Source organism: Photobacterium ganghwense, assembly GCF_003025595.1.
Classification (GTDB): Bacteria; Pseudomonadota; Gammaproteobacteria; order Enterobacterales; family Vibrionaceae; genus Photobacterium; species Photobacterium ganghwense.
The window spans coordinates 808,922-833,187 of record NZ_PYMI01000003.1 but is presented as its reverse complement, the minus strand read 5'-3'; the positions used below and the strand labels follow the sequence as shown (position 1 = coordinate 833,187).

23 protein-coding genes are annotated in these 24,266 nt (G+C 49.1%); 8 read left to right on the top strand and 15 right to left on the bottom strand.

Going from position 1 to position 24,266, the window contains the following annotated elements:
- Positions 1-12: 12 nt before the first annotated feature.
- The 5 genes from C9I92_RS14120 to C9I92_RS14100 form a co-directional block, all read right to left on the bottom strand.
- The gene (locus C9I92_RS14120; protein WP_047885407.1) at positions 13-213 is read right to left on the bottom strand and encodes a twin-arginine translocation signal domain-containing protein; all 201 of its coding nucleotides are present in this window, start codon (positions 211-213) and stop codon (positions 13-15) included.
- Positions 214-278: 65 nt separating this feature from the next.
- A complete protein-coding gene (locus tag C9I92_RS14115; RefSeq protein ID WP_047885406.1) occupies positions 279-923 on the bottom strand; it encodes a TorD/DmsD family molecular chaperone in 645 nt (214 codons plus the stop codon).
- Between the two features lie 10 nt (positions 924-933).
- Positions 934-2,643, bottom strand: coding sequence for a 4Fe-4S binding protein (locus C9I92_RS14110; protein ID WP_047885405.1), 1,710 nt, complete (start codon positions 2,641-2,643; stop codon positions 934-936).
- A 357-nt stretch (positions 2,644-3,000) separates the two neighbouring features.
- Entirely contained in the window at positions 3,001-3,978 is a 978-nt protein-coding gene (locus C9I92_RS14105; RefSeq protein WP_053061832.1) for a DUF3306 domain-containing protein, read from the bottom strand.
- Positions 3,968-4,444 (bottom strand): DUF3305 domain-containing protein, encoded by a 477-nt coding sequence (locus C9I92_RS14100; protein WP_053061831.1) that lies wholly within the window; start codon positions 4,442-4,444, stop codon positions 3,968-3,970. Before C9I92_RS14100 ends, C9I92_RS14105 begins: the two co-directional genes overlap by 11 nt.
- Before the next feature lie 505 nt (positions 4,445-4,949).
- On the opposite strand from C9I92_RS14100, the gene C9I92_RS14095 reads away from it, so the two are divergent.
- The 5 genes from C9I92_RS14095 (at position 4,950) to C9I92_RS14075 (ending at position 10,661) form a co-directional block, all read left to right on the top strand.
- Positions 4,950-5,912 (top strand): formate dehydrogenase accessory sulfurtransferase FdhD, encoded by a 963-nt coding sequence (locus C9I92_RS14095; protein ID WP_084712563.1) that lies wholly within the window; start codon positions 4,950-4,952, stop codon positions 5,910-5,912.
- 20 nt (positions 5,913-5,932) lie between these two features.
- Positions 5,933-6,823, top strand: a complete 891-nt coding sequence (locus C9I92_RS14090; RefSeq protein ID WP_207103694.1) for a substrate-binding domain-containing protein — start codon at positions 5,933-5,935, stop codon at positions 6,821-6,823.
- Between the two features lie 613 nt (positions 6,824-7,436).
- Entirely contained in the window at positions 7,437-9,425 is a 1,989-nt protein-coding gene (locus C9I92_RS14085) for an SDR family oxidoreductase (protein ID WP_047885403.1), read from the top strand.
- A 9-nt stretch (positions 9,426-9,434) separates the two neighbouring features.
- Positions 9,435-9,953: a DUF2505 domain-containing protein gene (locus C9I92_RS14080; protein ID WP_047885402.1), complete on the top strand. Its 519-nt coding sequence runs from the start codon at positions 9,435-9,437 to the stop codon at positions 9,951-9,953.
- A gap of 75 nt (positions 9,954-10,028) precedes the next feature.
- Positions 10,029-10,661, top strand: a complete 633-nt coding sequence (locus tag C9I92_RS14075) for a TetR/AcrR family transcriptional regulator (RefSeq protein ID WP_047885401.1) — start codon at positions 10,029-10,031, stop codon at positions 10,659-10,661.
- Between the two features lie 122 nt (positions 10,662-10,783).
- On the opposite strand, the gene C9I92_RS14070 is transcribed toward C9I92_RS14075, so the two are convergent.
- The 7 genes from C9I92_RS14070 to C9I92_RS14040 form a co-directional block, all read right to left on the bottom strand.
- The gene (locus C9I92_RS14070) at positions 10,784-11,422 is read right to left on the bottom strand and encodes a LysE family translocator (RefSeq protein ID WP_047885400.1); all 639 of its coding nucleotides are present in this window, start codon (positions 11,420-11,422) and stop codon (positions 10,784-10,786) included.
- Positions 11,423-11,625: 203 nt separating this feature from the next.
- Positions 11,626-11,988: an MmcQ/YjbR family DNA-binding protein gene (locus tag C9I92_RS14065; RefSeq protein ID WP_047885399.1), complete on the bottom strand. Its 363-nt coding sequence runs from the start codon at positions 11,986-11,988 to the stop codon at positions 11,626-11,628.
- Between the two features lie 399 nt (positions 11,989-12,387).
- Positions 12,388-13,275 carry an alpha/beta hydrolase gene (locus C9I92_RS14060; protein WP_248827378.1) on the bottom strand — a complete coding sequence of 296 codons (888 nt, stop codon included), beginning with the start codon at positions 13,273-13,275 and terminating at the stop codon, positions 12,388-12,390.
- Between the two features lie 264 nt (positions 13,276-13,539).
- Positions 13,540-13,899, bottom strand: a complete 360-nt coding sequence (locus C9I92_RS14055) for a phasin family protein (protein ID WP_047885397.1) — start codon at positions 13,897-13,899, stop codon at positions 13,540-13,542.
- A gap of 102 nt (positions 13,900-14,001) precedes the next feature.
- Positions 14,002-14,688 carry a phasin-related domain-containing protein gene (locus C9I92_RS14050; RefSeq protein WP_084712562.1) on the bottom strand — a complete coding sequence of 229 codons (687 nt, stop codon included), beginning with the start codon at positions 14,686-14,688 and terminating at the stop codon, positions 14,002-14,004.
- Positions 14,689-15,044: 356 nt separating this feature from the next.
- Complete coding sequence (locus C9I92_RS14045) at positions 15,045-15,326, bottom strand: polyhydroxyalkanoic acid system family protein (RefSeq protein WP_047885396.1); 282 nt, start codon at positions 15,324-15,326, stop codon at positions 15,045-15,047.
- Positions 15,327-15,536: 210 nt separating this feature from the next.
- Complete coding sequence (locus tag C9I92_RS14040; RefSeq protein WP_047885395.1) at positions 15,537-16,061, bottom strand: lecithin retinol acyltransferase family protein; 525 nt, start codon at positions 16,059-16,061, stop codon at positions 15,537-15,539.
- 524 nt (positions 16,062-16,585) lie between these two features.
- On the opposite strand from C9I92_RS14040, the gene C9I92_RS14035 reads away from it, so the two are divergent.
- Complete coding sequence (locus C9I92_RS14035) at positions 16,586-17,635, top strand: transglycosylase SLT domain-containing protein (protein WP_053061830.1); 1,050 nt, start codon at positions 16,586-16,588, stop codon at positions 17,633-17,635.
- Positions 17,636-17,882: 247 nt separating this feature from the next.
- On the opposite strand, the gene C9I92_RS14030 is transcribed toward C9I92_RS14035, so the two are convergent.
- The 3 genes from C9I92_RS14030 to C9I92_RS14020 form a co-directional block, all read right to left on the bottom strand.
- Positions 17,883-18,308, bottom strand: a complete 426-nt coding sequence (locus tag C9I92_RS14030; RefSeq protein WP_146149694.1) for a hypothetical protein — start codon at positions 18,306-18,308, stop codon at positions 17,883-17,885.
- A gap of 556 nt (positions 18,309-18,864) precedes the next feature.
- Positions 18,865-20,910, bottom strand: coding sequence for a sensor histidine kinase (locus C9I92_RS14025; RefSeq protein ID WP_047885394.1), 2,046 nt, complete (start codon positions 20,908-20,910; stop codon positions 18,865-18,867).
- Between the two features lie 4 nt (positions 20,911-20,914).
- Positions 20,915-22,429, bottom strand: a complete 1,515-nt coding sequence (locus C9I92_RS14020) for a sigma-54-dependent transcriptional regulator (RefSeq protein WP_047885393.1) — start codon at positions 22,427-22,429, stop codon at positions 20,915-20,917.
- 326 nt (positions 22,430-22,755) lie between these two features.
- Here C9I92_RS14020 and C9I92_RS14015 point away from each other — a divergent pair, with 326 nt between their 5' ends.
- Positions 22,756-23,538, top strand: coding sequence for an ABC transporter substrate-binding protein (locus C9I92_RS14015; protein ID WP_373689487.1), 783 nt, complete (start codon positions 22,756-22,758; stop codon positions 23,536-23,538).
- A gap of 21 nt (positions 23,539-23,559) precedes the next feature.
- Positions 23,560-24,261 (top strand): ABC transporter permease, encoded by a 702-nt coding sequence (locus tag C9I92_RS14010; RefSeq protein WP_047885391.1) that lies wholly within the window; start codon positions 23,560-23,562, stop codon positions 24,259-24,261.
- The last annotated feature ends 5 nt before the right edge of the window (positions 24,262-24,266 follow it).

Sequence of the window (24,266 nt, the reverse complement as noted above, 5' to 3'; positions counted from 1 at the left end):
GATGGCTCCGCCTTACAAAGTCTCGTAATAATCACGAACGTGCTGCGTTTCGCGATATCGGGTTTCGTTGTTATTGTTGTTTTCCTCAGGCTGAATCACTTCAGCGTGAACGATTCGGGTGGTTCCGGCTGCCACAGCACCTGCCGCAACAGTCAGGCCAACACTTTTCAGTAACTGACGGCGGCTCTGATTGGTTTTCTTCTGCTCACTCATAAGAAGATTGCTCCTTAATGTCGTCTCCCGATCTCAGTCTGCGCTTTTTTCGGGCGATCTTAATGTTAGTGGTACGCAGCAAACTGCGTTTTCTCCAGATTCAGAAATTGCAATGCCAGCTCGGCAACCGCGCTGTAAAACACGGCGCTCTGGGCGGCTTTCAGATCGCTGCAAAGGCGTTCAAACCAGGTGGCAATGTGGCGATTAAAAAACTGTTGCTGTTGTTCTTTAGTGCCGCTTTCCACCAACATCGCCATCACTTCCAGCAGTGCTGCAATATGGTCTTCGGGCTCTTTCACGCTTTCATCGCGCTCAAACCCCATCATCGCCAGATCCCGACGCAGATGCGCCAGTGGCATTTCCATCAGCGAACCGGTCAGATACCAGGAGCCAAATGGCACAATTTCGCCGCGACCGATACCGATAAACAGATCCTGATATTCTTCTTCAACAGCGAGCAGCGAGGTAGTCTGGGCTGCCAGTCGAAGTACCGGCCAGGTCGCAGCCATTCCCTGCATCTGCGCTTTGTCGTGCATCGAGCCTTCCGGCATCTGCACATCCAGTTCTGAAAGCCAGGTTAGGATCTGCTGATTGGGCGGCTGTCTGAATAAACGCGCCAGCATGGCGTAAATATCGACGCGCAAGGCGATATCGTCTTGCTGTCTAGCGGGTTGCAGCAGCGTCTCTTGGGGTGAATTTGGTTGAATCATTAGTGCGCTCCTAAACCCTTAACTGACTTTCCGGGTCATCAACAATCGTGCTGAAAATGTCACGAACACGGCAATCTTCACACATGGACAAACGCCGAATCGCTTCTCCCTGAAAATGCGAATGCCCCTGAAGTTTTTCTGTCAGCATTTTCACCATAGATGCTGGTGCAAACGCCTTCCCGCAGGTAATACAACAAGCGGCTTCTTCTTCGTGAATCAGACGTGATGCCTGACGCGCGTCAGCGTCCCAATTCATACCAGGCGCCAGGGAAATAACTTTTTCCGGACAGGCTTTTTCACACAAGCCACATTGAACACAATCTTGTTCAACAAAAAGTAAACCCGGGCGATCACCAATGGCATGCAATGCACGAGTCGGACAAACTGCCACACAGCTCATGCACAAAGTACAATCGTCTGTCTGACAAGTGACCGAACCATAAGGAGCGGTAGCCGGAACCGAAGACGTGGCAGGTTGCTCAGGCGCAATGGCATAGAGTGCATCCAGGGCTGCAAACAATTTGTCCCGTTTTGAACCATCAAGAGCTGAATCAGTCGCTGGGTTATGGGTAAGTAATGGCGCATTAAATCCGGCATACGGAGACTGTTCATTCAGATCAAACAGATCCAGACGTCTTTCGTCATACCCCATCGCCGTTAAAAACGCATGGGCAGTCTGCAACTCATGTGCAAGAACACGATCGATGGTGGGTGGAATGAAAGCAGTGTGCGTCGCCAGTAAAACCTGATGTGCACCATAAACCAGCGCACTGAACCAGGTATCAATACCTACCGTTGCCAACTCTTCCAGTGCAACAGGCAAAACACAGGTTGGCAGGGTTTCCAGACGTTTGCTGACAGAGGCTTCATCACGCTGGCCATAAAACATCAGAACCGGTGATTCGCCACCAGCCTGACGATAATTGGCCAGTAGCTGATACACAAAATGTTGCGTCTTCTCTGCTTCAGGTAAAGCATATTGAATAGCTTCAGTCGGACAGGCCGTTGCGCACGTACCTACGCCCTGACATAGGTAGGGATTGATTTCAATGGAATGACCGGTACTGGATAGCGCGCCAGCCGGACATGCATCCAGACAGCGATCACATCCTTCAACGCCACGGGAAGAATGCGCGCAGAGATCAGTGTTCAGACGAAAGTATTTAGGCTTATCAAACGTGCCCATCATATCTGGCAAGTCTTCAACAATTTGTGCCAGATCTGCCTTGCCTGCCCCAATGGCATAATACCCCGGAGGCGGAATTTCCGACGCAATCACACCGGTTGGTGTCAAATCAACGACAAGGTCGAAACACTCACGTCCGATAGCCACTTTCGCCAGATTCGCTGCCAGCACCTCGCCCTGAATGTCACACTCAACGTCAAACGCGCCCAGGTAGCCTTTGACTCTCGGGGCGTTGGCAAAATACACATTGTTTCGATTCAGAGTGTCACTGTCAGCATTGCCACGGCGTTCAGGAGTCTCAGCCACTTCCGTCGCCAGTAATGTGACAGAATTCAACGCTGAGAATTGCGGAGCCAGAGCAACAATTTCAGCTTCAGCCCCGATAATGACCACATTCCCCCGACTTTCATAAGAAACCGTTGGCGGAATGAGGTTGGCAAGCTCAACCGTGCCCTTTAAGGCCGTGAGTCGTGCTTGCCCGTTGCGATCAGCAAATAAGCTGTCCGCATATGCTTCTAGTGTAGTTTTTAACATTGCTATTCCTGTCTACTCGTCACCGTGTTTCAGTGGCGATTAAAACGCTTCAGCTTTCTGATAGTTATGAGTTAAATTGAAAGCCTGCATTGAGCGCCCCTTATAAAGGCAATAACCGATCCAACTTTCCACGGAAGAAAATGACACTGAAGGAGTCAGAGTCTGTTCAAAGCAAAAACAACATCGGACACTGGGACATTTTGACGCACCGCATTTTATGAACTGCGCCAAAATGTCCCGATTATCAATAAGGGTATTTTCCCCTTTTTGTCCCAACTCCGCTTTTTTGTTCGCCACTGGCGTTTTATGACTGACTTATTTTTAGAATTCTGGAAATGAGTAAACGGGCTCACCCGTTCATGATTGGGTCTTAGTAAGATTAGGACGTGTTACCGGAGAATCATCTGGCAAGGCAGTGATAGGGTTTGCCTTTACAGATTTGACAGATTCCGCAGGTTGCGCATCAGCCATGTCGCCATTTGTTAGTGCGACAGACACCGCTTCATCTGTATCAATCGCCTCCTTTTTCTCATCATTCCCCGCTTTGCCATCAGAATCAGGCGATGTTTCAGTAGTTGCAGTAGTTGCAGTAGTTGCAGTAGTTGCAGTAGTTGCAGTATAAGATCTTGATGCCTGACTTTGCGATTCAAGCGTATGTGGTTCAAGCATGTGCAATTCAGTGGCTTGAAGTTCCGCATGATCAGCTCGGGAGACAGTCTGAGGACTCGCTTGCGTCATTGCATCTGTCACTTCTTTTCCGGCCTCGTTAATTGCTGTTTCTACTTTGTCGCCAAACCAATTACGCAGTTGTTGGGTAACCCCTTTATCCAATACAGGCACATTAGAAAAATCTTCCGTATGGTCATCCATATCACTGATATAGTTGAACTCTTCAGAATGAAACAATTTACGCAGAGCGGCTTTTTTTACCGATTTATCCACGCCTTGCTGCATAAACGACGTCACACCGGATTCATACGAAACGCGTGAAACGTCTGCCAATGTGGGTAACGGATCGGCAACGACCTCACCGCCTTCTGAAAGAGCTTCTTCTGAAACCGCTTTTGAGCGATGTTCTGAATCATTCTCAGAAACAGAACCCACATCCAACGCGGAATCGCTTGCCGTATCCTCACTTGCAGTGGCTGCAGCAGTGCGATCCAAATTCTCAGAATCAGCATGTTCCGGATTTTCCGTCTGACCACCAGAGGAAGCAGTACACCCTTCTTCGGTTTGTGCTGTCGCTTGCTCCGTTCCCAGTTCGGTCTCCTGCTCTGTACTCTCCCGGGCTTTGAGCTTGCGACTCGACCAGCGCTGGAAAAAATTAGTTGCCACTAATCAACCCCTTTTTCTCTTTACGCTTGTCTTTGTTTCCCTTACGACGAACATCCAGTTGCTCACCATGCCGCCCGATAAAGGCTTCCATCCAGGCCTGAACAGGAAGCGGAATCGACATATCGAGGATCTGATATTCGCCATCCATATACCCTGCAGCCAGACCCTGCGCAGCCGTTATCAACAGCGGTTTAAGCCGCTCTCCCTCTTCTGAGCAAACGACAAACAGATGAGGATCGCGTGAACTCAGGTTAAACCGATAGTCGCTCCGCTCATATAATTGAAGCTGAAGCGGCAGTACGTAACCATCAGGCTGTTGCGCCAGCGTTGTCTTTTGTTCCTCACCATACAGGCAGACATCTTCAATCGTCCAGACAACGGTCATCCAGCGGCCAACCTGTTTTTCTTTACCCACCAAACGGAATCCGATTGGCCAGACTGATTCATCTTTCAGTTGTTCCAGCACGTCCGCTCCTTTCTTACTAATTTCTCAATCCAACATTATCTTGGTTCACACGCAGGGCGATTTGCTCAAACCAAATCTGCGTAACGTCATCACCGTGACGAGCGAAAACCACCAGCGGCATAAACCTGTACCATCAAACACTATGCAATTAACCTCTGCCATCAACCTATGCCATAGAGCTGTGCTATCGACCTTTATCAGAGATCAGAGAATAGTATTTATCGATGACATGATTAACGCTTTATCCACTTAAGCATTAAGCAAAGATTAGACCAACTTTTACCAATCGTTCTGTTTGACCAATAGTTCTGGAACGATCTTTGCTTAACTGAATGAAGTGACGGGCAATAACTGACTCTGCGACTACCGTTCCGGCATACTCTTAAAGATTTGTCGCTTTCGGGTTTTCATTAGTTCTCATTGCTTAACAGTTCTGAATGCTTACCAGATCATCGCGTACCACAGAGTCAGTCGGCCCACTTTGCAAGTTGAAACAGGAAGGTTCATGAACCAGTTGCCAAAAATCATTAAAACCAAGTCCTCGGTCAATCAGACGATGGCGGTAAACGTCATGGATGAATATGGCGAGATGATGGAAAAACATATCGCCTGCGAGCACCCGCTGACGGTTTACCTTAACTGGATTGAAGTGGTCACGCTGATGACGCTCGGTGAACGACCGGCTGCGCTGGTATTGGGCTACCTGAAAAATCAGGGATTCATAGAAGACATCAATGCCATTGAGTCTGTCATTATTGACTGGGAGACCAACTCTGCCGCAGTCATCACCCGAGAGAACACCGCCGGTCTGGAGAAAAAGCTGGAAAAGAAAACCGTCACCTCCGGCTGTGGACAAGGCACCATGTTTGGCAATGTGATGAAAAAGCTGGAAGGTGTGACGCTCCCCCAGCCGACGCTGCCACAATCGATGCTCTATGGCCTGCTGGAAGCGCTGACCCATCATAATGAAACGTACAAAGCGGCAGGCGCCGTGCATGGCTGCGCTGTGTGTCAGGGTACCTCCATTCTCTCTTTTGTCGAAGATGTGGGCCGTCATAATGCGGTGGATACGCTGGCGGGTGAAATGTGGTTGAAGGGCGAATCCGGTGCCGACAAAATTTTCTATACCACCGGGCGCCTTACTTCTGAAATGGTAATTAAAGTCGCGCAGATGGGCATTCCTGTGCTGCTCTCACGATCCGGCGCAACTCAAATGGGTTACGAACTGGCCAAACAGTTGGGGATTACCATGATCGCCCGCGCAAAGGGTCATCGTTTCCAGGTGTTTAACGGGATGGAAAATTTGGTTCTGGATGTGAAAGGTGGCTGTGACACCAACGATACTCGCCCTGACATGCAGCCCGGCGACCGCGATAAACCGGACCATAAAGGCGAAACTGATTCTGATGCTCTGCCGCAGAGACTGACCCAAACCCAGAAAGATCCTTCGCGAGGAAGTGCGCAGTGACTGAGGCTTTCCCGACATTCATGAATGCGAAGCAGGTCGCAGAGTACCTCGACCTGAACGAAAAGAAAGTGTATGCCCTTGCCAATGATGGCCTGCTACCTGCGACCAAAGTCACCGGCAAATGGTTATTTCCGCGGGCAATGCTCGATAAGTGGTTGTTGGAGTCCTGCCACCATGGCGCGCTGACCGATCGCCTGCTGATCGCGGGGTCTGACGATCCGCTATTACAGATGGTCGTTGGCGAGATGGCCAATAAGCTGGGCAGCACCGCACTGGTCGGCTATACCTCAACCGGAACCCGTCAGGGGCTGGCTATGCTGAGCAAAGGCCATGTGGACATGTGCGCAATTCACTGGGGACATGCAGAAGAAGCCGCTTTGCGTCATCCGGCTTTAATCCAGCAGTACGCAGGACATAAAAACTGGGTGCTGATCCATGCGTTTGAACGTCAGCAAGGTCTGGTGGTGGCGCACGATATTGCAGAGTGCGTCAATAACCGTTCTATTCTGCCGCAGGAGTTACTGGCTTCACGCTGGCGCTGGGCGATGCGTCAGGAAGGGGCCGGGAGCATGCGGGCGCTGAGTGAGTGGCTGCATAACCATGCCTGCACGTTGGAAATGTTGAACCAGGTCGATGTGTGTAACAGCGAGCGTGAACTGGCGTCATGTATTGCGCGTGGTCAGGCTGATGTCGGCTGTGCCAGTCAGAGTACCGCCGGAGAATTCGGACTCGGGTTTATTCCCCTCTGTACGGAAGCCTTTGAACTGGTGTTGCCCCGTAATATTTACTTCCGAACCCTGCAACAGCAACTGTTACAGCTTTTGTCCGAACCGGATATTCAGGCCAAAGGCGATCAGCTTGGTGGCTATAATTTTGCCAGAACCGGTCGTCAGGTCTGGAGCGGCAAATAATCCCGAAACCGAAAATCAGGCCGAAGACCAGAATCATTCAATTGATGGCATTTTACAGCAAGGCGAATAATTGAGCCCCGGGTAAATTGCCATCTTTTCTAAACCAACAAAACATCCCGCCTTAAATATGCTTTCATTATCCTTTGATTACCACAGTCATAAAATATACCCCAGTAATAAAAGTGACCGCGCTTTTATTTTCGACGTTTAATCAGGGCTGTGGTTTGGGAAATAAACAGCCTGTCTAGAACATCATTCTAACAAGCGATAACTCAACAACACATTTACATTACCGCTACACACCAAAGCTATAAAGAAAAACAGGTTCAGGATTAGAAAAGTGATAGAAATCTCTATAGCCTGAAAAAATTCCCTGCTAGTTGAGATAGTTACGACCGCATCTATCACTGGTCTGATGAGATCAATGAAACGAGCTGTACTTTTTGTGAGCAAACACTCCAATCCTGAAAATTCCCGAAAGGAATCTTGAGCCAGCGCAATTTTTATTCAGGTTTCGTTTGAGGAAATGCCCGGTGCGCTGCACACTTAAATCAGGTCATCCGACCAGTTAATTACTCTGCAAATGAATGTCAAATACGCGTAAGGAGTGGTCATGAATTATTTCATTACCGGCGCTACAGGATTTATCGGCTCTCAGTTGTTGCAACGGCTGGCAAAACGGTCTGGCGATATTTACCTTCTCACCTATGACAAGACGTCAGAAGACAGGCTGCAGGCCCTTCTTGAGAAGCACCGGCTACCGAAGCACAAGTTTCACTGCGTTCGAGGATCGATAACCGAGCCCAATTTGGGTGTCAGCACCGATACTATCAAAGCCCTGACCGGCAACATCGCCCACTTTTTCCATCTGGCCGCAATTTACGATTTAACGGCCAGTGAAGAAGATATGATGCGCGCCAACATCGAAGGGACAGAAAATACACTGCGCTTCGCCGAGCGGCTGAACGCGGGTTGTTTTCACTACTTCAGTTCGATAGCTGTCGCAGGTCAGTTCCGGGGCTGGTTCCGTGAAGACATGCTCAATGAAGCCACCGGGCTGGATCATCCGTATTTCACGACCAAACACAACGCAGAAAAAGTGGTTCAGGAATCTGCGACCATTCCATGGCGGGTTTACCGTCCGGGGATTGTCATTGGTGATTCCAAAACCGGTGAAGCCGCACGTATCGACGGTCCGTATTATTTCTTCAAGCTGATTCAGAAAATCCGCCGTGCGCTGCCTGAATGGGCCCCGTTGCTGGGTCTGGAAGGTGGCCGCTTGAACCTGGTGCCGGTCGATTACGTGGCTGACGCGATTGATCATATTGCCCACAAAGCGGAGTTAGATAACCAGTGCTTCCATATTGTGGACCCAGATCCCTACCGCTCCGGCGAAGTCCTCAACATTTTTGCCGAAGCCGGACACGCCCCACGGATGGCAATGCGGCTTGATATGCGGGTGTTCCGGATGATTCCGTCGCATCTCTGGAATCAACTGGGGCAGATTCCGGTGCTAAAACGCTTTATTGATGCAATCAGCAACGAAATGGACATCCCGAAAGATGCACTGGGCTTTTTCAACTATCCGACGCAGTTTGATTGCTCCAATACGTTGAATGCGCTGGCTGACAGCCAGATCACCTGCCCTCGTCTGCCGGATTATGCCGATAAGATTTGGGATTACTGGGAGCGCAACCTGGATCCGGATCTGCACGTTGAAAAAACGCTGAAAGGTTGTGTGAACGGAAAGGTCGTGGTCATTACCGGCGCGTCTTCCGGTATCGGCTATGCGACCGCACTGAAGCTGGCACCAACCAAAGCCCGACTGGTGCTGATTGCCCGAGACCTGGAGCGCCTTCAGCAAACCCGCAATGACATTGAGCGCCTTGGTGGACAAGCCTTTATCTACCAGAGCGATCTGGCACTGGATGACAGTGCGGCAGCGACACTGGAGCAAATCCGAAAAGATCACGGCAAGGTGGATATTCTGATTAACAACGCTGGTCGCTCAATTCGCCGTGCGGTTATCCACGCCACAGACCGCCTGCATGATTACGAGCGTACCATGCAGATTAACTACTTCGGTTCCCTGCGCATGATTCTGGGCTGTCTGCCGGGCATGGCTGAGGCCAAAGAAGGCCACATCATTAATATTTCATCCATTGCGGTACTGACTAACCAGCCACTGTTCTCGGCTTACGCTGCCTCGAAAGCAGCGCTGGACAGCTTTTCACGCACCGCCAGCATCGAGCTGGGCAGTCAGGGCATTAACTTTACCACCATCAACATGCCGCTTGTGGAAACCCGGATGATTTCGGATCACTACCGCCAGAATGAAGGCGGCGTGCCGCTGCTGACTCCGGGAGAAGCCGCAGATCTCATTGTGAAAGCAATTATCGAAAAACCGAAGCGGATAGCGACTAAACTGGGGCTACTGGGCGCGTTTGTCCATGGTGTCTATCCGAAGCTGGGTGAGTTGCTGATGGCAACCGGCTATGACCCTGATGACGATGGCGAGCAGGATAACCCTGACGCGAAATCAAAAAAACCAACCGCCGACGTTGTGGCTCTCTCTAGCATCATGCGTGAAATACACATGTAAGGATACCCTATGCAAGTTACCGCTATTCACGACTACAAAGAAGATCTGGATACCCTGCTACGGTATTTCAGCGAAGAAGACCTGATCGCCGAAAAGTATCAGGCTCTGGGTGCCAAAAACATCTCCGTCACGGACATTACCGACACTGAGGACGGTTTCTCGGTACGAACCCAGCGTGACATGCCGGCCAATGTGCCGGGCGTACTGAAAAGCCTGCTGGGCAGTTTTAATACCATCAAGCAGTCTGAATCCTGGCACTGGCAGGAAAACGGCCAGCTGTTGTGTAAGTTCAACGTGGACATTGTCGGCGTCCCTGCCACCATTCAGGGACAGATGAACTTCAGCGAGCCAACTGCACGCCCGGGTGTGGCGACATCCAACCATGTATCGGTAGAGGTTCACTCTTCTGTCCCTCTGGTTGGCAGCACGCTGGTATCTTTCATCTGTAACGACATTAAAAACCAGATGCAGGCTGAATATGTGTTTCTCTGTGACAAACTGCCACAGCTGATGACAGAAGAAGAATAGTCATTCCGACAGCAAGCAAACCGGGCCCGGCACACATGGAGTTCAATGTCGGGCCTGACAAGCAAGGAAAGAACGATGAAAACCAAAGATCGGATTTTAGCGGTCAGCCTTGAGTTGTTTAATCGTGATGGCGTTGCTCAGGTCAGCACACTGATCATCGCGACCGAAATGGGGATCAGCCCGGGTAACCTGTACTATCACTTCAGAGGCAAGGACGAAATAATTGCAACGCTCATCAATGAGCTGCAAAACTCTCTGACCCGCGTCTGTAACGAGTACGCCGACCAGGTAAAAGATTTCGATGATTACTGGCCGTTCATGCACACCGTGATGGCTTTATTTACCCATTACCGGTTCTTGTTCCGCAACCTGGATAATCTCAACGGCCAGAATCCGCAAATCAAGCGTAAAATCAGAACCCTGATTCTGAAACTGCGTCATCTGAGTAATGATATGCTCAAACATCTGGTCGAACTGGGCAAACTGCGGTGTGATGAAAGCAGTCTGCCATTACTGGCCGATAACCTGCTGCTGGTTAGCCTGAACTGGCTGAATTACCAGACGCTGCTGGATGACCATTACAGTGAAAGTGAACTGGTGCGCACCGGGGTGTTACGCCTGATCTCCATGGTAGAACCTTACCTGACAGAAAATGCCACCTCCCCGTTCTTTACCCATCAGGATCTGGTTGACGAGTTAGTCAGCTGAGACTCACCAATCCACCAGCCTGGCTGCTCACTCAGTCAGGCTTTTCTTTTTAGACCCGCTATGCTTGGTAGATCAGTGTCTCTTCACCGAGCACGACAGGGCCACTGGCTCTAAACCCGTCACTATGAGCTTGTGTTTTTAACGTAAAAAAGACTGGTTCCCATTCCGACAAACAGCCCCCCACTTACTCGAGTAAACCAGCGCATCGTGTCAGGTTTTGCCAAATACCCCGAGGCTTTACCCGCTAAATACCCATAGGTAGACAGTGACAGGAATGAAAACAGCATAAAGATTAGCGTCATCACTATAAACTGGAAAAATATCGGCTGACTGGTATCAATAAACTGCGGGAACAACGCCGTGAAAAAGAGGATCGGTTTCGGGTTCGTCACGGCGACAAAAAGCCCCTCCCTGAAATAAGACAACAAACTGGAATGATGCCTGGCCGGCGATTGAACAGAGTGTGCGCTTTTCTTAAAGCTGGATTTCAACTGTTTGCAACCAAGGAAAATAAGATAGCTGGCACCAACAATTTTGAAGACCATGAACAACGTCGACGATGCCAACAAGATGGCGCTTAACCCACTGATAGATAGACTGGAGAGCAGCATCAAGCCTATGATGTTACCTAGCGCCGACGCCATCACCGACTTTACTCCGTTCATTGAACCATTATAAATGGCCAGGAAAATCGCCGGCCCGGGGCTGATGATATAAAAGAATGATACAGCACAGTACAATGCCAGTGTTTCGATGTTCATTGATACTCCTTAAATAGAGCGGCCGCTTAAATAGTGTGCCCCTCTTAAATAGAAATCCATTTCCCGATACAGCCATAACCCCCAACAGACAAAACGCTGAGCTGAGCTGAGCTGAGCTGAGCTGAGTATAGAATGGGCAAGGTTTACAGTGTGTCAGGCTGACAGTAAGACAAATCATCCCTGCCTGTGCGTGCTGCACGGATTTATGCCCCTAATAGCTGTAACCGCTTTTGCTGCGCTTTTGGTAGAGTGCTGACCACCAGCTTATAAGATTGCGCCGCCAGATCCCTTATCATCCCGTCATTCACATCGCTTTCAAGTGACACTGTCACCCAATGCTGTTTATTCATGTGATATCCCGGAATAATGCCTTTAAACTGACTGACGAGCAGTTCATTGTCCGCTGGTGTACCCTTCACAGTCATACTGAGCTCACCCCGATGAATGGCCAGCAATGCAAACATTTTACCCAACACTTTATATACCCGGGCTTCAGGGCCAAATGGATAGCCGCTTTCAGCCTCAGGAAACAAGTCCAGGTAGTCTTCAATTTCTTGCTGTAACATGGTGTCGTCCTTTTGATATCTCTTCTGACTGGATAATCACACTGAATAACTTGGTAAGGCCGTTTTTGATGCTTGTTAGTAAAACCTTCTGGCGTTTGTTCTCAGTTTGTTCTCGTAAGATACCGAGTCGAAAACGGCGGAGAACACTAGCGGTATCAGGTGAGAACATGGCACAAAATGATGATCACGCACAGCAATAATCTGCTAACGACAAAGTTCGGCTGACTGAGTTTACCTGACACTCCGCTGAATACAGAAAACTCAATAGCATTCAGCTATTCAGCTATTCAGCTATTCAGCTATTCAGCTATTCAGCTATTCAGCTATTCAGCTATTCAGCATATGCTTGGAACACATGCAGGTGGGCTACTACATCTACTTGGATAGTCTGGAATCGGGTTAACTGGCTTTTTTGTCCATAGACTTGGCTTGTTTGAACTTGTCATTAACAAAACTGGCCATCAGTTTAAGTGCTTCACGTGATTCGCTGAGTTGATAAAACAGCGGGTAAACATGTGGGACGCCTTTGGCTATATGAATCGTCACATCATTACCCGCCTCACCCATTCTTTCGGCCAGCCGGATACCATCATCCATCAATAGCTCTTCCGTTCCAACCGTAATAAAGCTTGGCGGAAGATCACGAAGATCCGCATAAAAAGGTGATATATCAGGCTCACAGGGATTACGCATCCCGATATAGTTATTGCGCATCAGAAGCAATGTACTTAAGTCAAAGAACGGATCGTCTTTACATTTTTTAAACGCAGATTCACCGGTGACAGCCATATCAGACACCGGAGAAAGCATAATTGCCCCGGCCGGTTGAGGTAGCTTGGCCTCCCTTAGGCGTAGCATCGTCGTCAAAGCAAGGTTTCCCCCGGCAGAATCGCCTGCCAGAAAAATCTGATGAGGTTGATACCCCTTTACCAGCAAAGCACGGTAAACCGCGAAACTGTCATCCGGTGCTGCCGGATATGGGTGTTCAGGTGCTAAGCGGTAATTGACCATTAGGCCACGCGATTTGGTCAGCCCCGCCAGTCTGGCGAGAAAGGCATTATGAATTCGGGGACTGTGAAAACAAAATCCGCCACCATGAAAATACAGAATGATTTTGTTGCCGCTGCTGGACGGCATGTCCACCCAGTCACAAGGAATTTTAGCCAGTTTCGTCGGCACTACGTCCATTCCCTTTGGCGCAGAGATAAACGGCCCATAGTTATCAATGGATAAGATCAGATCTCGCATTTCCAATGTGGAAGTACAGTTTGCAAGACGCTGCCGCATGATCCGGAATAAAACCTTGTTAAAAGCTCTATTTCGCCAACTATCCATAAGCGCCACCTTTCTTACAACTCAATTACAAAGTTAGATTTAATTGAGGGGTTTGGTCAAATTTGGCCACGGATCATCAGGTTAATAAACGAAAAAAGGTGCGCGTGCATGGCCCACGCGCAACCTGAAAGGCAAGCCACCAGCAGACTGGGTTAGGCGGCTGTGCCTCGGGGCTTCGATGATCTGGCTGGCTGAGATCGAGCCCCGTATCGGCAGTTACTCTGCTGCTGCCAATTTCTCAACGGCTTTTGTCAACTTATCGATTTTCTCGTCCATACGTTCGAGTTTTTCACGGTCGACGCCGCTCAGTCGGTAAAACAGATCATTCATACCTGCTTCGACTTCTTCTGACGCTTTTTCAGTGTTACGACCAATGCATTCTTTCGCCTGCACCTCCACTTCTTTACCGCGTTCTACCAGCTCATCAAACACATTGCTGGTTTTTTCATTCAGCTGTTGCGCTTCTTCCAGGCTACGGCTGTATAAACCCAGCCCCGCAAGCCAGATGTTGCGCGCAATGCTTTCACCGCTTTCAACGACATTTTTTGCCGCTTTCACAACTGTTTTATCGCTCATAATTCAATCTCCCCTGCGTTAAGACGCACTCTTTGCTTTTCCTGTCACATACCTAAAAGCCCACAGGGTATATGACGACAATACTTTACTGGGTAGAACCGGTTAGCTGGCCACTTCGGTTTTCGTTACCGTCTCAGTCGATGCACTCGTGGAAGCTGAAACGGTATCAGTCTTTACCGGCGGCTTTTCCGCCTGCACTGCAGCGGCTTTTACTTCAGCGTTTGTCGGTGCATTAGTGTTGGCTTCTTCAACCTTAACGCCCGCCCCATCAACATTAGTGCCATCAGCCTTTGCTGCCTGAACCGGCTCAGCCGCTTTGACATTCTTACGGCGAGCCACACTTGGCTTTTTCGCAGCCGGCGCATCCGCTTTGGTGCTGGCTTTGGCTGCTGCGCGTTTACGTGGCGCCGGTTTTGCAGCTTCAGCCTCTTGCTGGCGAGCCAGAAGCGCTTCAATGCTTGCGGTTAGTTGATCAATTTTGTCATCCACACGATCCAGACGATCGTTATCAATCCCGATAAACTTCTGCACCATAGAATGCATACGTTCTTCAATGGCAACTGATGTTTGGCTACGTGCAGTATGAACACGCTCTTTAGTTTGCGATTCCACAGCGCGACCACGCTCAATCAGTTCATCAAATAAACTTTTCCCTTTACCGGAAATCTGATTCACTTCTTCGCGGCTTTTGGCGTAAGCACCTAAACCGGCCAGCCAAATGTTGTAAACCATCGCGTCGCGAATGTGCTCTTTTTTAGATTGCCCCGCAGCCTGTTTAAAGATGCTCATCCTTATCCCCTCCATTCGATTGCAACTTTGCCAGCCAGTGGGTTTCTCTTTCCTGACTGCTTATGTGTAATGTACAAATTGCAATTAGAATGTTCGTCCTAAAACCCCGTGATTGAGTGATCAGGATCATCTTTTTGATTAATGACAACCCACCTCGCAAATTTAACATTAAAATCAAAGAGTTAAATAAGATAGCGGAACATCTTATTGCTACAACATGTCGGGCGATACGATAGATATATGGATATCAAACAGAAGAAGAAGCAGAAGAAATAACACGCAACAACGATACTTATAAATAAAAAAACCAGCGAAAACACTGGCTTTTTATTTATTTGGAAAGAGGAAAACTGACATCAGCCAATGGCGTTAAACACTCGGTCCAGCCGCTCATTAATATGGCTTTCAATCGCACCAGAAAAAAAGCTGGCAGCGAACCCCAATTGCAGACTGATTGTTATCTTCCCCTCTTCAGCATGCAGATACCCTTTTGCCGACGAATGCTGGATATGAAGTTTATCTTCCTGCCAGGTCCACCTCAGGCCGTATTCACGGGCAAGCTCCCCTGCGATTTGCTCGGATATTGATGTGATATCTTCAGGGGTACGGTCATGACGACGTTCAATTAAAATTGTCACAGTGGCTCTCACAGATTAGTGTTTTTACTCAGTCACCTTTTTTTAACATAACGGTATTCCGACCAGAAATCTGTGGACGAGATCCAACAATCAGTACTTACCTCTCAGGACTCATGTCAGACCGATTGAGACTGAGTGAAATCAATAAGGCTCTTTAGACTTGTAAGCGGTTTTGTGACTAACGCGCAGAGTGTTGCACCAATTCACCGATCAGCGCTTTTTCAGCAGCGTTCGGTATAACGTCGTGAGTATCAGCCCTGACCCAACCGCCAGACGCGCCCCTGCAGCCGCTTTCGGATAGGGTGTCATTTCAGATGATGCAGAAACAGCGCCCACCAACATCCCAATTCCCGCCAATCGCTCCAAATGCGATTCTGCCTTCAGAGTAAGATAGCCTCCGGCAGCCGCCGCCAGCAGACGTTGAATTTGCGTGCATTCAGCCGGCAATCCATGAGCTTCACGCACAAACTGCTCACAGTTGTGCTGCAATAAATCATACGGACGGCCTATCTGACTGGTTGCAAGGGCAACAGCCTGATCTGGGTCATCCCCCTTGATTTTACTGACTTCTATAGCGCGACCTTCCGCAAATTCAGTTTCCGGTTCCCGCCGTACTTCCCGCCATTTTTTGGAATTATGAATAACACATCCTTGCCCATCGGCAATCCCATAATGCCAATAGGTACTGAACCGAACGCGCAGCACAGTGCCTGCCGGATAGTGAGTAAACTGCATACTTCCTCTCCCCACTCACAGTCACCTCAGTAAGCCTACGTCTTAACCTGTGCTTACAACCCAGCGTTGATGACTGATCTCTTTTAACTGTAGTTACAACTTTAGTGTCTGCTGATCTTCAGCACACTGTGATCTGTGTCTCTGTGTTGAGATGCATGTTGAAGTTTCAACAATCGCCGTTTTTCTCTCAGCCTCGACCTCTCTTCTCCAACTTTCACTGCTACGCTTGAAGGCAGATGACAAAATTATGACGAACGTTTTAGCAAAATTTTATACGTTGTAAATTGCTTATGTTGAAACAATGTCTGCTTTTAATCTGTCTCACGCTGACAATAACGGCATGCCAGACCTCACCTGACAGGTACTCGCAAGCCAACATGTCGCCAACAACCAGACAAGACCGCTCTCCGGCTTATCAGGTCAGCCCCTTACGCCCGAATTTTAGGCCGGCAGACATCCATCAGTGCTCAATCACCCACGAACATACTGACGGACGCTACATTGCGACCCAACCCTGGCAGGTCATGCCTTTAACTGACGCTTTACCAGACGCCGAAAGTCTGGATACCGAAAAAAATGCACTCACTCTAAACAGCTCAACGTCAAGTCAAAATGATTTGTGGTCAGAAATAGCCAATCAGTTTTCATTCAAAGTGCCGAAAAATAACAGAGTCACTAAATACAAGCGCTGGTTCCTGGAGAATCCACTTCACGTTGAAACCGTCACAAACCGGGCTGAACCTTTTCTTTACTACATATATCAACAAGTAAAAGCCAGAGGGCTGCCGGTTGAACTGGTTTTGCTGCCTTTTATTGAAAGCAGTTTCGATCAGTTTGCCTATTCGCCCAAAGGTGCAGCCGGGCTGTGGCAAATCACCGCGCCCACAGGCAAAACATTTGGTCTGGAAATGGCTCAGGGCTACGACGGCAGACGTGATGTTATCGAGGCTACGCAGGCTGCGCTGGACTTATTAGAGTACCTGTATGATAAGTTCGATAACAATTGGCTTCATGCCATTGCGGCTTACAATACCGGCGGAGCACGGGTTCGCAATGCGATCAAACAAAACCGACAGCAGGGCAAAGCCACTGATTTCTGGTCACTGCAATTACCCAACGAAACGCGACAATATGTACCTAAACTGCTGGCCATGGCAGATTTGATTAAGCATCGCCACCAGCACGAATTACCTATTGTCGCGATAGAAGCAAAACCGGTGGTGGATGAAATTGTTGTCGATCGCAGGGTGCGATTAAAAACAATCGCCAACCATGCTGGTATCAGCAGTAAACAGCTTTATCAGCTTAACCCGGGATATACCGGTGGGTATACGTTCAAAAATCGGGAAAATAAGATTCTTCTGCCTCGGACACATAAAGCAACATTATATGAAAATGAAAAAAGCTACCATTATGTGAAAAATAAATTCGAGGTTTATGATATTCAGGCGGGTGATACGCTAAGTGAATTGGCATCATTAAATGACACTTCTGTTTCACTAATAAAAGAAATAAACAACTTGCCGGATTCAGTTATTTTTGTCGGACAGAAACTGTTAATCCCAAGACAATGAAATAAGACTGCAATGCAATAAAGAAAAAATCGGGAATGATAAAGCAGTAACAGAAGAAATTTCGTGATATCCAGGCAGCCTTTTCTCTCAGTATCCTTTTCTTTACATAAGATTTTCTATGTAAATTAAATTCCCCTCTGTTTACTGCATTAAAAGGTAGCAAGTATCTGGATTTCAGGTGCAATCAACGGACACCATAACGCTATGGCACATTATTCTTGAAAGCCTTACCCTCGAAAACGATACCCTAAAAAGCCGTACCCTCGAAAGCCAGATCGATGTTCTGCACTACAGGGATAGCGTCAGGCGATAATGGTAACGGCTCAGGTACAATTTCGGGACGAAAAGGAGAATCGGTGTCTGCGGGGACAGGCACCGGCTGAAACTTCCCATTGACTATCAAATGAACAGTCAGGAAAAAATCTCCCTGCAAATGCGTGAGTATCTGCCTGTCAGCCTGGTTATGTGAAAGCGACAACCCGATCACAACCCCGGCCAGTAAGCAAACGGGGGCAACCAGCCCATTAAACAGAAGCAAGCCAACTAAAGAAAGCACTACCAACAACGTAGCTAAGTAGATATTTCCATAAAACTCTTCGAAAAAAGCAATATAAAGCGCTATTAATTGCAGCATCAGACCAAATAATAACATAGTCAGCTTTAACGTCTTCATTCTACATCCCATCATGTTCTCGTTGACATAAAAACGGCGAATCATATTTTTCAAGAACACCACGCTCAACGTTTTCCCTTATCTGATTGACAAACTTTGACAACCTTACGGGGCATGTCGATATTTGCTCTGAAAATATTTTGTATTAGGTTGAAAACTTTGAACTACTATTAAGATGTAACACAAAAATTAAAAATGTCATCCCGCTGTCACAAGGAGGTAAAAAATGCACCAAGAAATCATTCATCCTACCCATGTCGGCATTATTACACGTTCTGTATTAATCGCCTTTTCATTTATGTTGCTGGGTTTAATTATCATGTAAACGTTACGGGATTTTCTCATGCAGCCTTTAACCGGCGAAAGTAAGAAATAAAAAAGGCATGTTACGACATGCCTTTATAATTACACCAGCTTGTCTAACTTTAATGACAGCGTTATTTATCCACTTTTATTAATCCACTGATCGTTTTATCCCATTTTATCTCAGCGTTCAGACCAAAGCTTAGTCCAAAGCTCTTAGCACTGAATCCAAGCCCTTGGCCCCGAATAAACCTCACAGATTTTCCAACGCCAGCAGGGTTCGGTTACTGCAAATCGCTTTTTCAGGCAGATAAACCGAAAAAGTTGAGCCCTCACCAGGTACCGAGACAACAGAAATCTCTCCGCCTATGCCGCTGATGATGCCCTGACTGACAGAAAGTCCCAGCCCGGTACCACTGCGGCGAGTCGTGAAGAATGGGTCAAAGATACGAGGCAACACATCCAAGCTGATACCACAGCCATGATCGGTAATGTGCACAACAGCCCCCAACGTCTCGCCATGTTCATTTACCCAGTCTTCGGTTTTCACCAGTAATTGTCCTTCATCATCCATGGCATGCACCCCGTTCATTTGCAGATTTACCAACACCTGCAACAGCTGATGCCGATTGACTTCCACACAGCAATGCGCATCCAGCTGGGAATCAATCCGGACGGCCATTTTCTTGGTGCCGGAGCGAACCAGCGTCAGACTTTCTTCAACAATCGGATTCAGGTGTTGCCAGGTGACTTCATCCTGTACCCCGCCCTGACGGCTGTATTGCAGCAAACTACGGGTGATGTTTCGGATGCGATCGATCTGCTCATGAATGGCCGTCAGCTCTTCTTCCACCCGATTTACATCATCGCCCAGCTCGTATTGCAGCAGTTCCACGTTCCCCAGAATCACAGCGGTCGGGTTATTAATTTCATGCGCGATGCCTGCCGTCAACTCGCCAAGTGCAGCCAGCTTTTCACTGCTGACTAACCGGCTGCGGGCCTGATTCAACAAGTGAATGTGCTGCTCCAGCTCCTTCGTTTTTTCCTGCAGACTTTGAGTTCGTTCCCGGACTTTGTCCTCCAGCTCCAGAGAAGCGCGTCTGATCGCCTCATTGCGCTGACGTAGCTGATCCAGCATCGTATCGAATTGCTGCCCCAGAATTTGCAGTTCATGTTGCGGTGTCAGGTTCAGCGAGCCTATCCGTTTATCCAGCCCCAGCTTGTTAGCAATGACCACCTTATGCATCCTTTCAATCGGACGAAACAGATCTCGGGCACCACGGTATACAATCACACCGGAAATCAGCAGGATAATGAGAATACCAATGCCCAATTCGACAATATTGGTCAGGTAAATCCTCATCATCGGCCATTCCAGATAGCCGGTATACAGCATGCCGATAGCATGCCCCTGATGATCACGCAAAGGCTCATAAGCCGAGATATACCAGTCGTCATAGACGAAAGCGCGATCTACCCAGGTTTCTCCTTTTTTCAAGACAGCGTCGTGTACATCCTGCGAAACCCGGGTACCGACCGCTCTGCCATTTCGTTCCAGACTATCAAGCGGCACATTGGTACTGACCCGAATATCGCCTAAAAACAAGGTTACCGTACCGATACTGCCTTCAGGGAGTGTATTTGCGGCATAAACCAGATCCCGCATCTGATCCACCAACTGGGTGCTGTTATTGAGCAGGATGCCGCCATCAACGATCCATTTTAGTTGCTGACGGGCATCGAAAACCGGGATCAGACTGCGGCTGACCAGCCCTTTGGTCATCACCGTATTTTCCTGCAACAGCGGGATTTGCGCCTTCGCCGGCAAATCCGGATGCAGTGCACTCAGCGCATCGGCATCCAGAACTTCAAAAAAAGTCTGCTCTTTTCCGGCAAGCAGTTGCTGACGGCTGGATTTGGAAAACTCACCGATGGCCGATGCCGGATGCACTTTGACAAAATCCAGTTCATTCTTCTGAAACTGCTCCCGTGCCCAGTAAGTCAGTTGCTCAGGGTGTTCCCGCAGAAAATACTGAAAGTCGTATGATCGGGTTAATGCAATAAGCCGCATGCGCTGCTCCTGCTGGAGCAACACCATACTGTGATGGGCCACGGCCAAATCTGCCCGCACGTTCATCAGGGCGCTCTGCCAGGTGTATCGCACAGTCCAGTACATGGTGAGAGCGATTAAAACCAGCAGCGTCATAATGATTGGAACAGAAGTCAGTAATAACAGCCGATAACGGACCATGGTACGAAACCGGCGAATCCACATTGAAAAAAACTGTCTCACTGACATCCCTTTAATCCCTGTAATCAGTCTCTGATTCTTCTGCCCACTCTTTAAATTTGCGCTCCAGCGTTTTTCTCGCCACGCCTAATTGGCGGGCGGCCGCCGATTTGTTGCCCTGCATGGCATCCACAACCTGAAGAATATGCGCTTTTTCCACATCTTTCAGTGACCAGTCAGAGGGATAGCAACCGCAGCCAGCGTCAAAGCTGCGTCCTTCATCAGAGGAGAGGATTTTTTCAGCGTGTTCAGGTTCATCATCCAGCAAAGCATCCAATGATTCAGGCTCTGATGAAGCCAGAGAGACGGTAGACAGATCGACGGATGGCTGACGGAGACTGCCGTCCATACCCAGTTCGTGCCAGTGTTCTGCCGGGGGTTTGCCTAACAGCAGACAGCGTTCCATCAGGTTTCTTAGCTCACGAATATTCCCCGGCCAGTCGTAACACTGCATGGCGTGAATGTCTTCGTGAGTCCAGCTAACCGGCTCCAGCCCCATGTCCCTTGCCAGTTGCTGTGTGAAATGGTGCGCCAGTGCCGGAATATCATCCAGCCGGTCGCGCAGCGGCGGCAGATCAATCGTCAGCACATTCAGGCGGTAGTACAGATCTCGACGAAAGCGCCCGGCTTCCACTTCTTCTTTCAGATTCCGGTTAGTCGCCGCCACAATGCGTACATCAACCTGAACTTCCCGCTCGGCTCCCACTGGACGTATGGCTTTCTGCTCCAGCGCCCGAAGCAGGGACGATTGCATGGCAAGGGGCATTTCCCCGATTTCATCCAAAAATAAGGTGCCGTTGTTCGCGACCCGAAACAGCCCTTCACGCCCTTTCTTGGCACCGGTAAAAGCCCCAGAGACATGACCAAACAACTCGCTTTCCAGCAAATCCGGCGCAATGGCACCGCAGTTCAACGGCACAAAAGGCCCGCTGCGCTTACTGAGCTGATGCAGCGCACGAGCCACCAGCTCTTTACCGGTGCCGGATTCCCCTTCAACCAAAACGGCAGCCGGAGACGGTGCAATGCGGGTGATTAGCTGTTTCATATGCAGGGTACTGGCGGCATCACCAATAATGTCCACTGGGAAGCGACGCTCGACATCGCGCTTTAACGCAAAATTCTGACGCTCAACCAGCCGACGTTCTATACAGCGTTCAACCGACTGCATCATCTGATCCAGATTGAAAGGTTTGAGAATGAAATCAGACGCACCGGCACGCAACGCCTTAATCGCGGTATCGAGATCAGCATACCCGGTCATGAAAATCACATCGCTGCGACGACTGGAGGGGTCAAAGGCCTCATGCCATTCAATGCCGGAGCGTCCCGGCAGGTTTATGTCCACAATCAGCAAATCAAAATGGCAGCGTTTACGCAGCGCTTCCGCCTCTTCAATGCTGCCGGCCACATCCACCTGGGCAAACTGCTTGCTCAGGGCTTTTTTAAGAATTGCCCGCATTCCCGGTTCGTCGTCAACCACCAGAACAGAAACTGCAGACCATGACAAAGACGCTGTGTTTTCGGACATATGTACTTACTTATACTAGGGTTTTGTATGGGACATTTTGTCCCAGTATCGACAGAGCTGTCAAAGAGCATAGCTGATGTTCCGTCATTCCTTCGGATTTCATCTGATTTATTTGTTTTAAATCATAACTTTAATGATTTATCTATCTATATGATATGACGCAAAACCAAGCTGGCACTATATTTGCTTTATCTACGGCGTAACTGCTTTGCGTTAACTGCACTGGGTCATTCTTACTTTTGGTATGACCTTGAATTCTTATTCTGTTTATTTTTTAACCGCAGTCAGGAAGACCTATGAAACTATTCAAATCTGCTCTGGCCATCATGGCCCTGATCACAGCGACCACGCTGCACGCTGCAGAAGACATGACCATTCGCCTTGCCACAACCACCAGCACCTACCACTCCGGTCTGCTGGACTACTTGTTGCCTGAATTTAAAAAAGACACCGGTTACAGTGTCGAAGTGCTGGCGGCGGGAACCGGTAAGTCGCTGCGCATGGGGGAAAACGGTGATGTGGATCTGGTGATGACGCACGCGCCTAAAGCGGAAGCAGAGTTCGTTGAAAAAGGCTTCGGCGTCCTGCCGCGTAAACTGATGCACAATGATTTTGTGATTGTCGGCCCGAAAGCGGATCCGGCGCATATCGGTGAACTGAAAGATGTCAGCATCGCACTGAAAAAAATCGCTGACGATAACCTGGGCTTTGTCTCCCGCGGTGATGATTCCGGCACCCATAAAAAAGAACTGTTCCTGTGGTCTCAGGCCGCCATTGCGCCATCATTTACCAACTACAAAGCAGTTGGTCAGGGCATGGGGCCAACACTGAACATGGCTTCTGAGCTGCAGGCTTACACCATGACCGACCGCGGTACCTGGCTGGCGTACCAGAACAAACTGGATCTAAAGATTGTTCTGCAAGGCGATGAACGTCTGTTCAACCCGTATCAGGTGATTCTGGTCAACCCAAGCCGTTACCCAGACATCAACTATCAGGGTGCTAAGGCCTTCAGTGACTGGCTGGTAAACACCAAAGCCCAGAACCTGATCAACAGCTACAAGCGCCACGGCGAGCAACTGTTTGTTGCCGATGCGCTGACCCAATAATGCGGGATTTGTAGTAACTTCATGGATATTTGGCTAACGACACAACAGGCAATTCAATTACTCATGAGCGGCGACAGTGCACTCTGGGGGATTGTTGGTGTGTCCTTTTCCGTATCGCTGCTGGCAATCAGCCTTGTGCTGTTGCCAGCATTGCTGTTGGGGTTTGCCCTCGCCTATGGCCGCTTTCCCGGCCGCTGGCTGATTCTGTCTTTGTTCAACACCTTCCAGTCAATCCCAACCGTGGTGATTGGGCTGTTACTTTATATGCTGCTGTCGCGCGCCGGGCCGCTTGGCGACTGGAAAATGCTGTTTACCCAGCAAGCAATGATCCTGGGACAGATGCTGATTTGCCTGCCTATCCTGGTTTCGATGATGCACGCCGCATTTCAGAACAGTGATCGCCGCGCCTGGGAAACCGCCTTAACATTAGGTGCCAGCCTTCCCCGCGCGTTTATGAGCCTGATGTGGGAAAGCCGTTTTCCTCTGCTGGCAGCCGTGATCGCCGCTTTCAGCCGCATTATTACCGAAGTAGGCTGCTCCATGATGGTCGGCGGTAACATCATGAACGCGACCCGGAACATTCCGACGGCTATTGCGCTGGAAAGCTCCAAAGGTGCGTTTGCGCAAGGCGTCGCCTTAGGAATGGTGCTATTGATACTGGCTCTGGGGCTAAACTTCTTCTTATCTGTCGCGCGTGGCAAAGCCCATTTGCGAACTAACTAGCCAGG

Coding starts and splice junctions, on each gene's coding strand:
- C9I92_RS14120 (WP_047885407.1), bottom strand. CDS start 213: ATGAGTGAGCAGAAGAAAACCAATCAGAGCCGCCGTCAGTTACTGAAA.
- C9I92_RS14115 (WP_047885406.1), bottom strand. CDS start 923: ATGATTCAACCAAATTCACCCCAAGAGACGCTGCTGCAACCCGCTAGA.
- C9I92_RS14110 (WP_047885405.1), bottom strand. CDS start 2,643: ATGTTAAAAACTACACTAGAAGCATATGCGGACAGCTTATTTGCTGAT.
- C9I92_RS14095 (WP_084712563.1), top strand. CDS start 4,950: ATGAACCAGTTGCCAAAAATCATTAAAACCAAGTCCTCGGTCAATCAG.
- C9I92_RS14090 (WP_207103694.1), top strand. CDS start 5,933: ATGAATGCGAAGCAGGTCGCAGAGTACCTCGACCTGAACGAAAAGAAA.
- C9I92_RS14085 (WP_047885403.1), top strand. CDS start 7,437: ATGAATTATTTCATTACCGGCGCTACAGGATTTATCGGCTCTCAGTTG.
- C9I92_RS14080 (WP_047885402.1), top strand. CDS start 9,435: ATGCAAGTTACCGCTATTCACGACTACAAAGAAGATCTGGATACCCTG.
- C9I92_RS14075 (WP_047885401.1), top strand. CDS start 10,029: ATGAAAACCAAAGATCGGATTTTAGCGGTCAGCCTTGAGTTGTTTAAT.
- C9I92_RS14070 (WP_047885400.1), bottom strand. CDS start 11,422: ATGAACATCGAAACACTGGCATTGTACTGTGCTGTATCATTCTTTTAT.
- C9I92_RS14065 (WP_047885399.1), bottom strand. CDS start 11,988: ATGTTACAGCAAGAAATTGAAGACTACCTGGACTTGTTTCCTGAGGCT.
- C9I92_RS14060 (WP_248827378.1), bottom strand. CDS start 13,275: ATGCGGCAGCGTCTTGCAAACTGTACTTCCACATTGGAAATGCGAGAT.
- C9I92_RS14055 (WP_047885397.1), bottom strand. CDS start 13,899: ATGAGCGATAAAACAGTTGTGAAAGCGGCAAAAAATGTCGTTGAAAGC.
- C9I92_RS14050 (WP_084712562.1), bottom strand. CDS start 14,688: ATGAGCATCTTTAAACAGGCTGCGGGGCAATCTAAAAAAGAGCACATT.
- C9I92_RS14040 (WP_047885395.1), bottom strand. CDS start 16,061: ATGCAGTTTACTCACTATCCGGCAGGCACTGTGCTGCGCGTTCGGTTC.
- C9I92_RS14035 (WP_053061830.1), top strand. CDS start 16,586: ATGCCTTTAACTGACGCTTTACCAGACGCCGAAAGTCTGGATACCGAA.
- C9I92_RS14030 (WP_146149694.1), bottom strand. CDS start 18,308: ATGAAGACGTTAAAGCTGACTATGTTATTATTTGGTCTGATGCTGCAA.
- C9I92_RS14025 (WP_047885394.1), bottom strand. CDS start 20,910: ATGTCAGTGAGACAGTTTTTTTCAATGTGGATTCGCCGGTTTCGTACC.
- C9I92_RS14020 (WP_047885393.1), bottom strand. CDS start 22,429: ATGTCCGAAAACACAGCGTCTTTGTCATGGTCTGCAGTTTCTGTTCTG.
- C9I92_RS14015 (WP_373689487.1), top strand. CDS start 22,756: ATGGCCCTGATCACAGCGACCACGCTGCACGCTGCAGAAGACATGACC.
- C9I92_RS14010 (WP_047885391.1), top strand. CDS start 23,560: ATGGATATTTGGCTAACGACACAACAGGCAATTCAATTACTCATGAGC.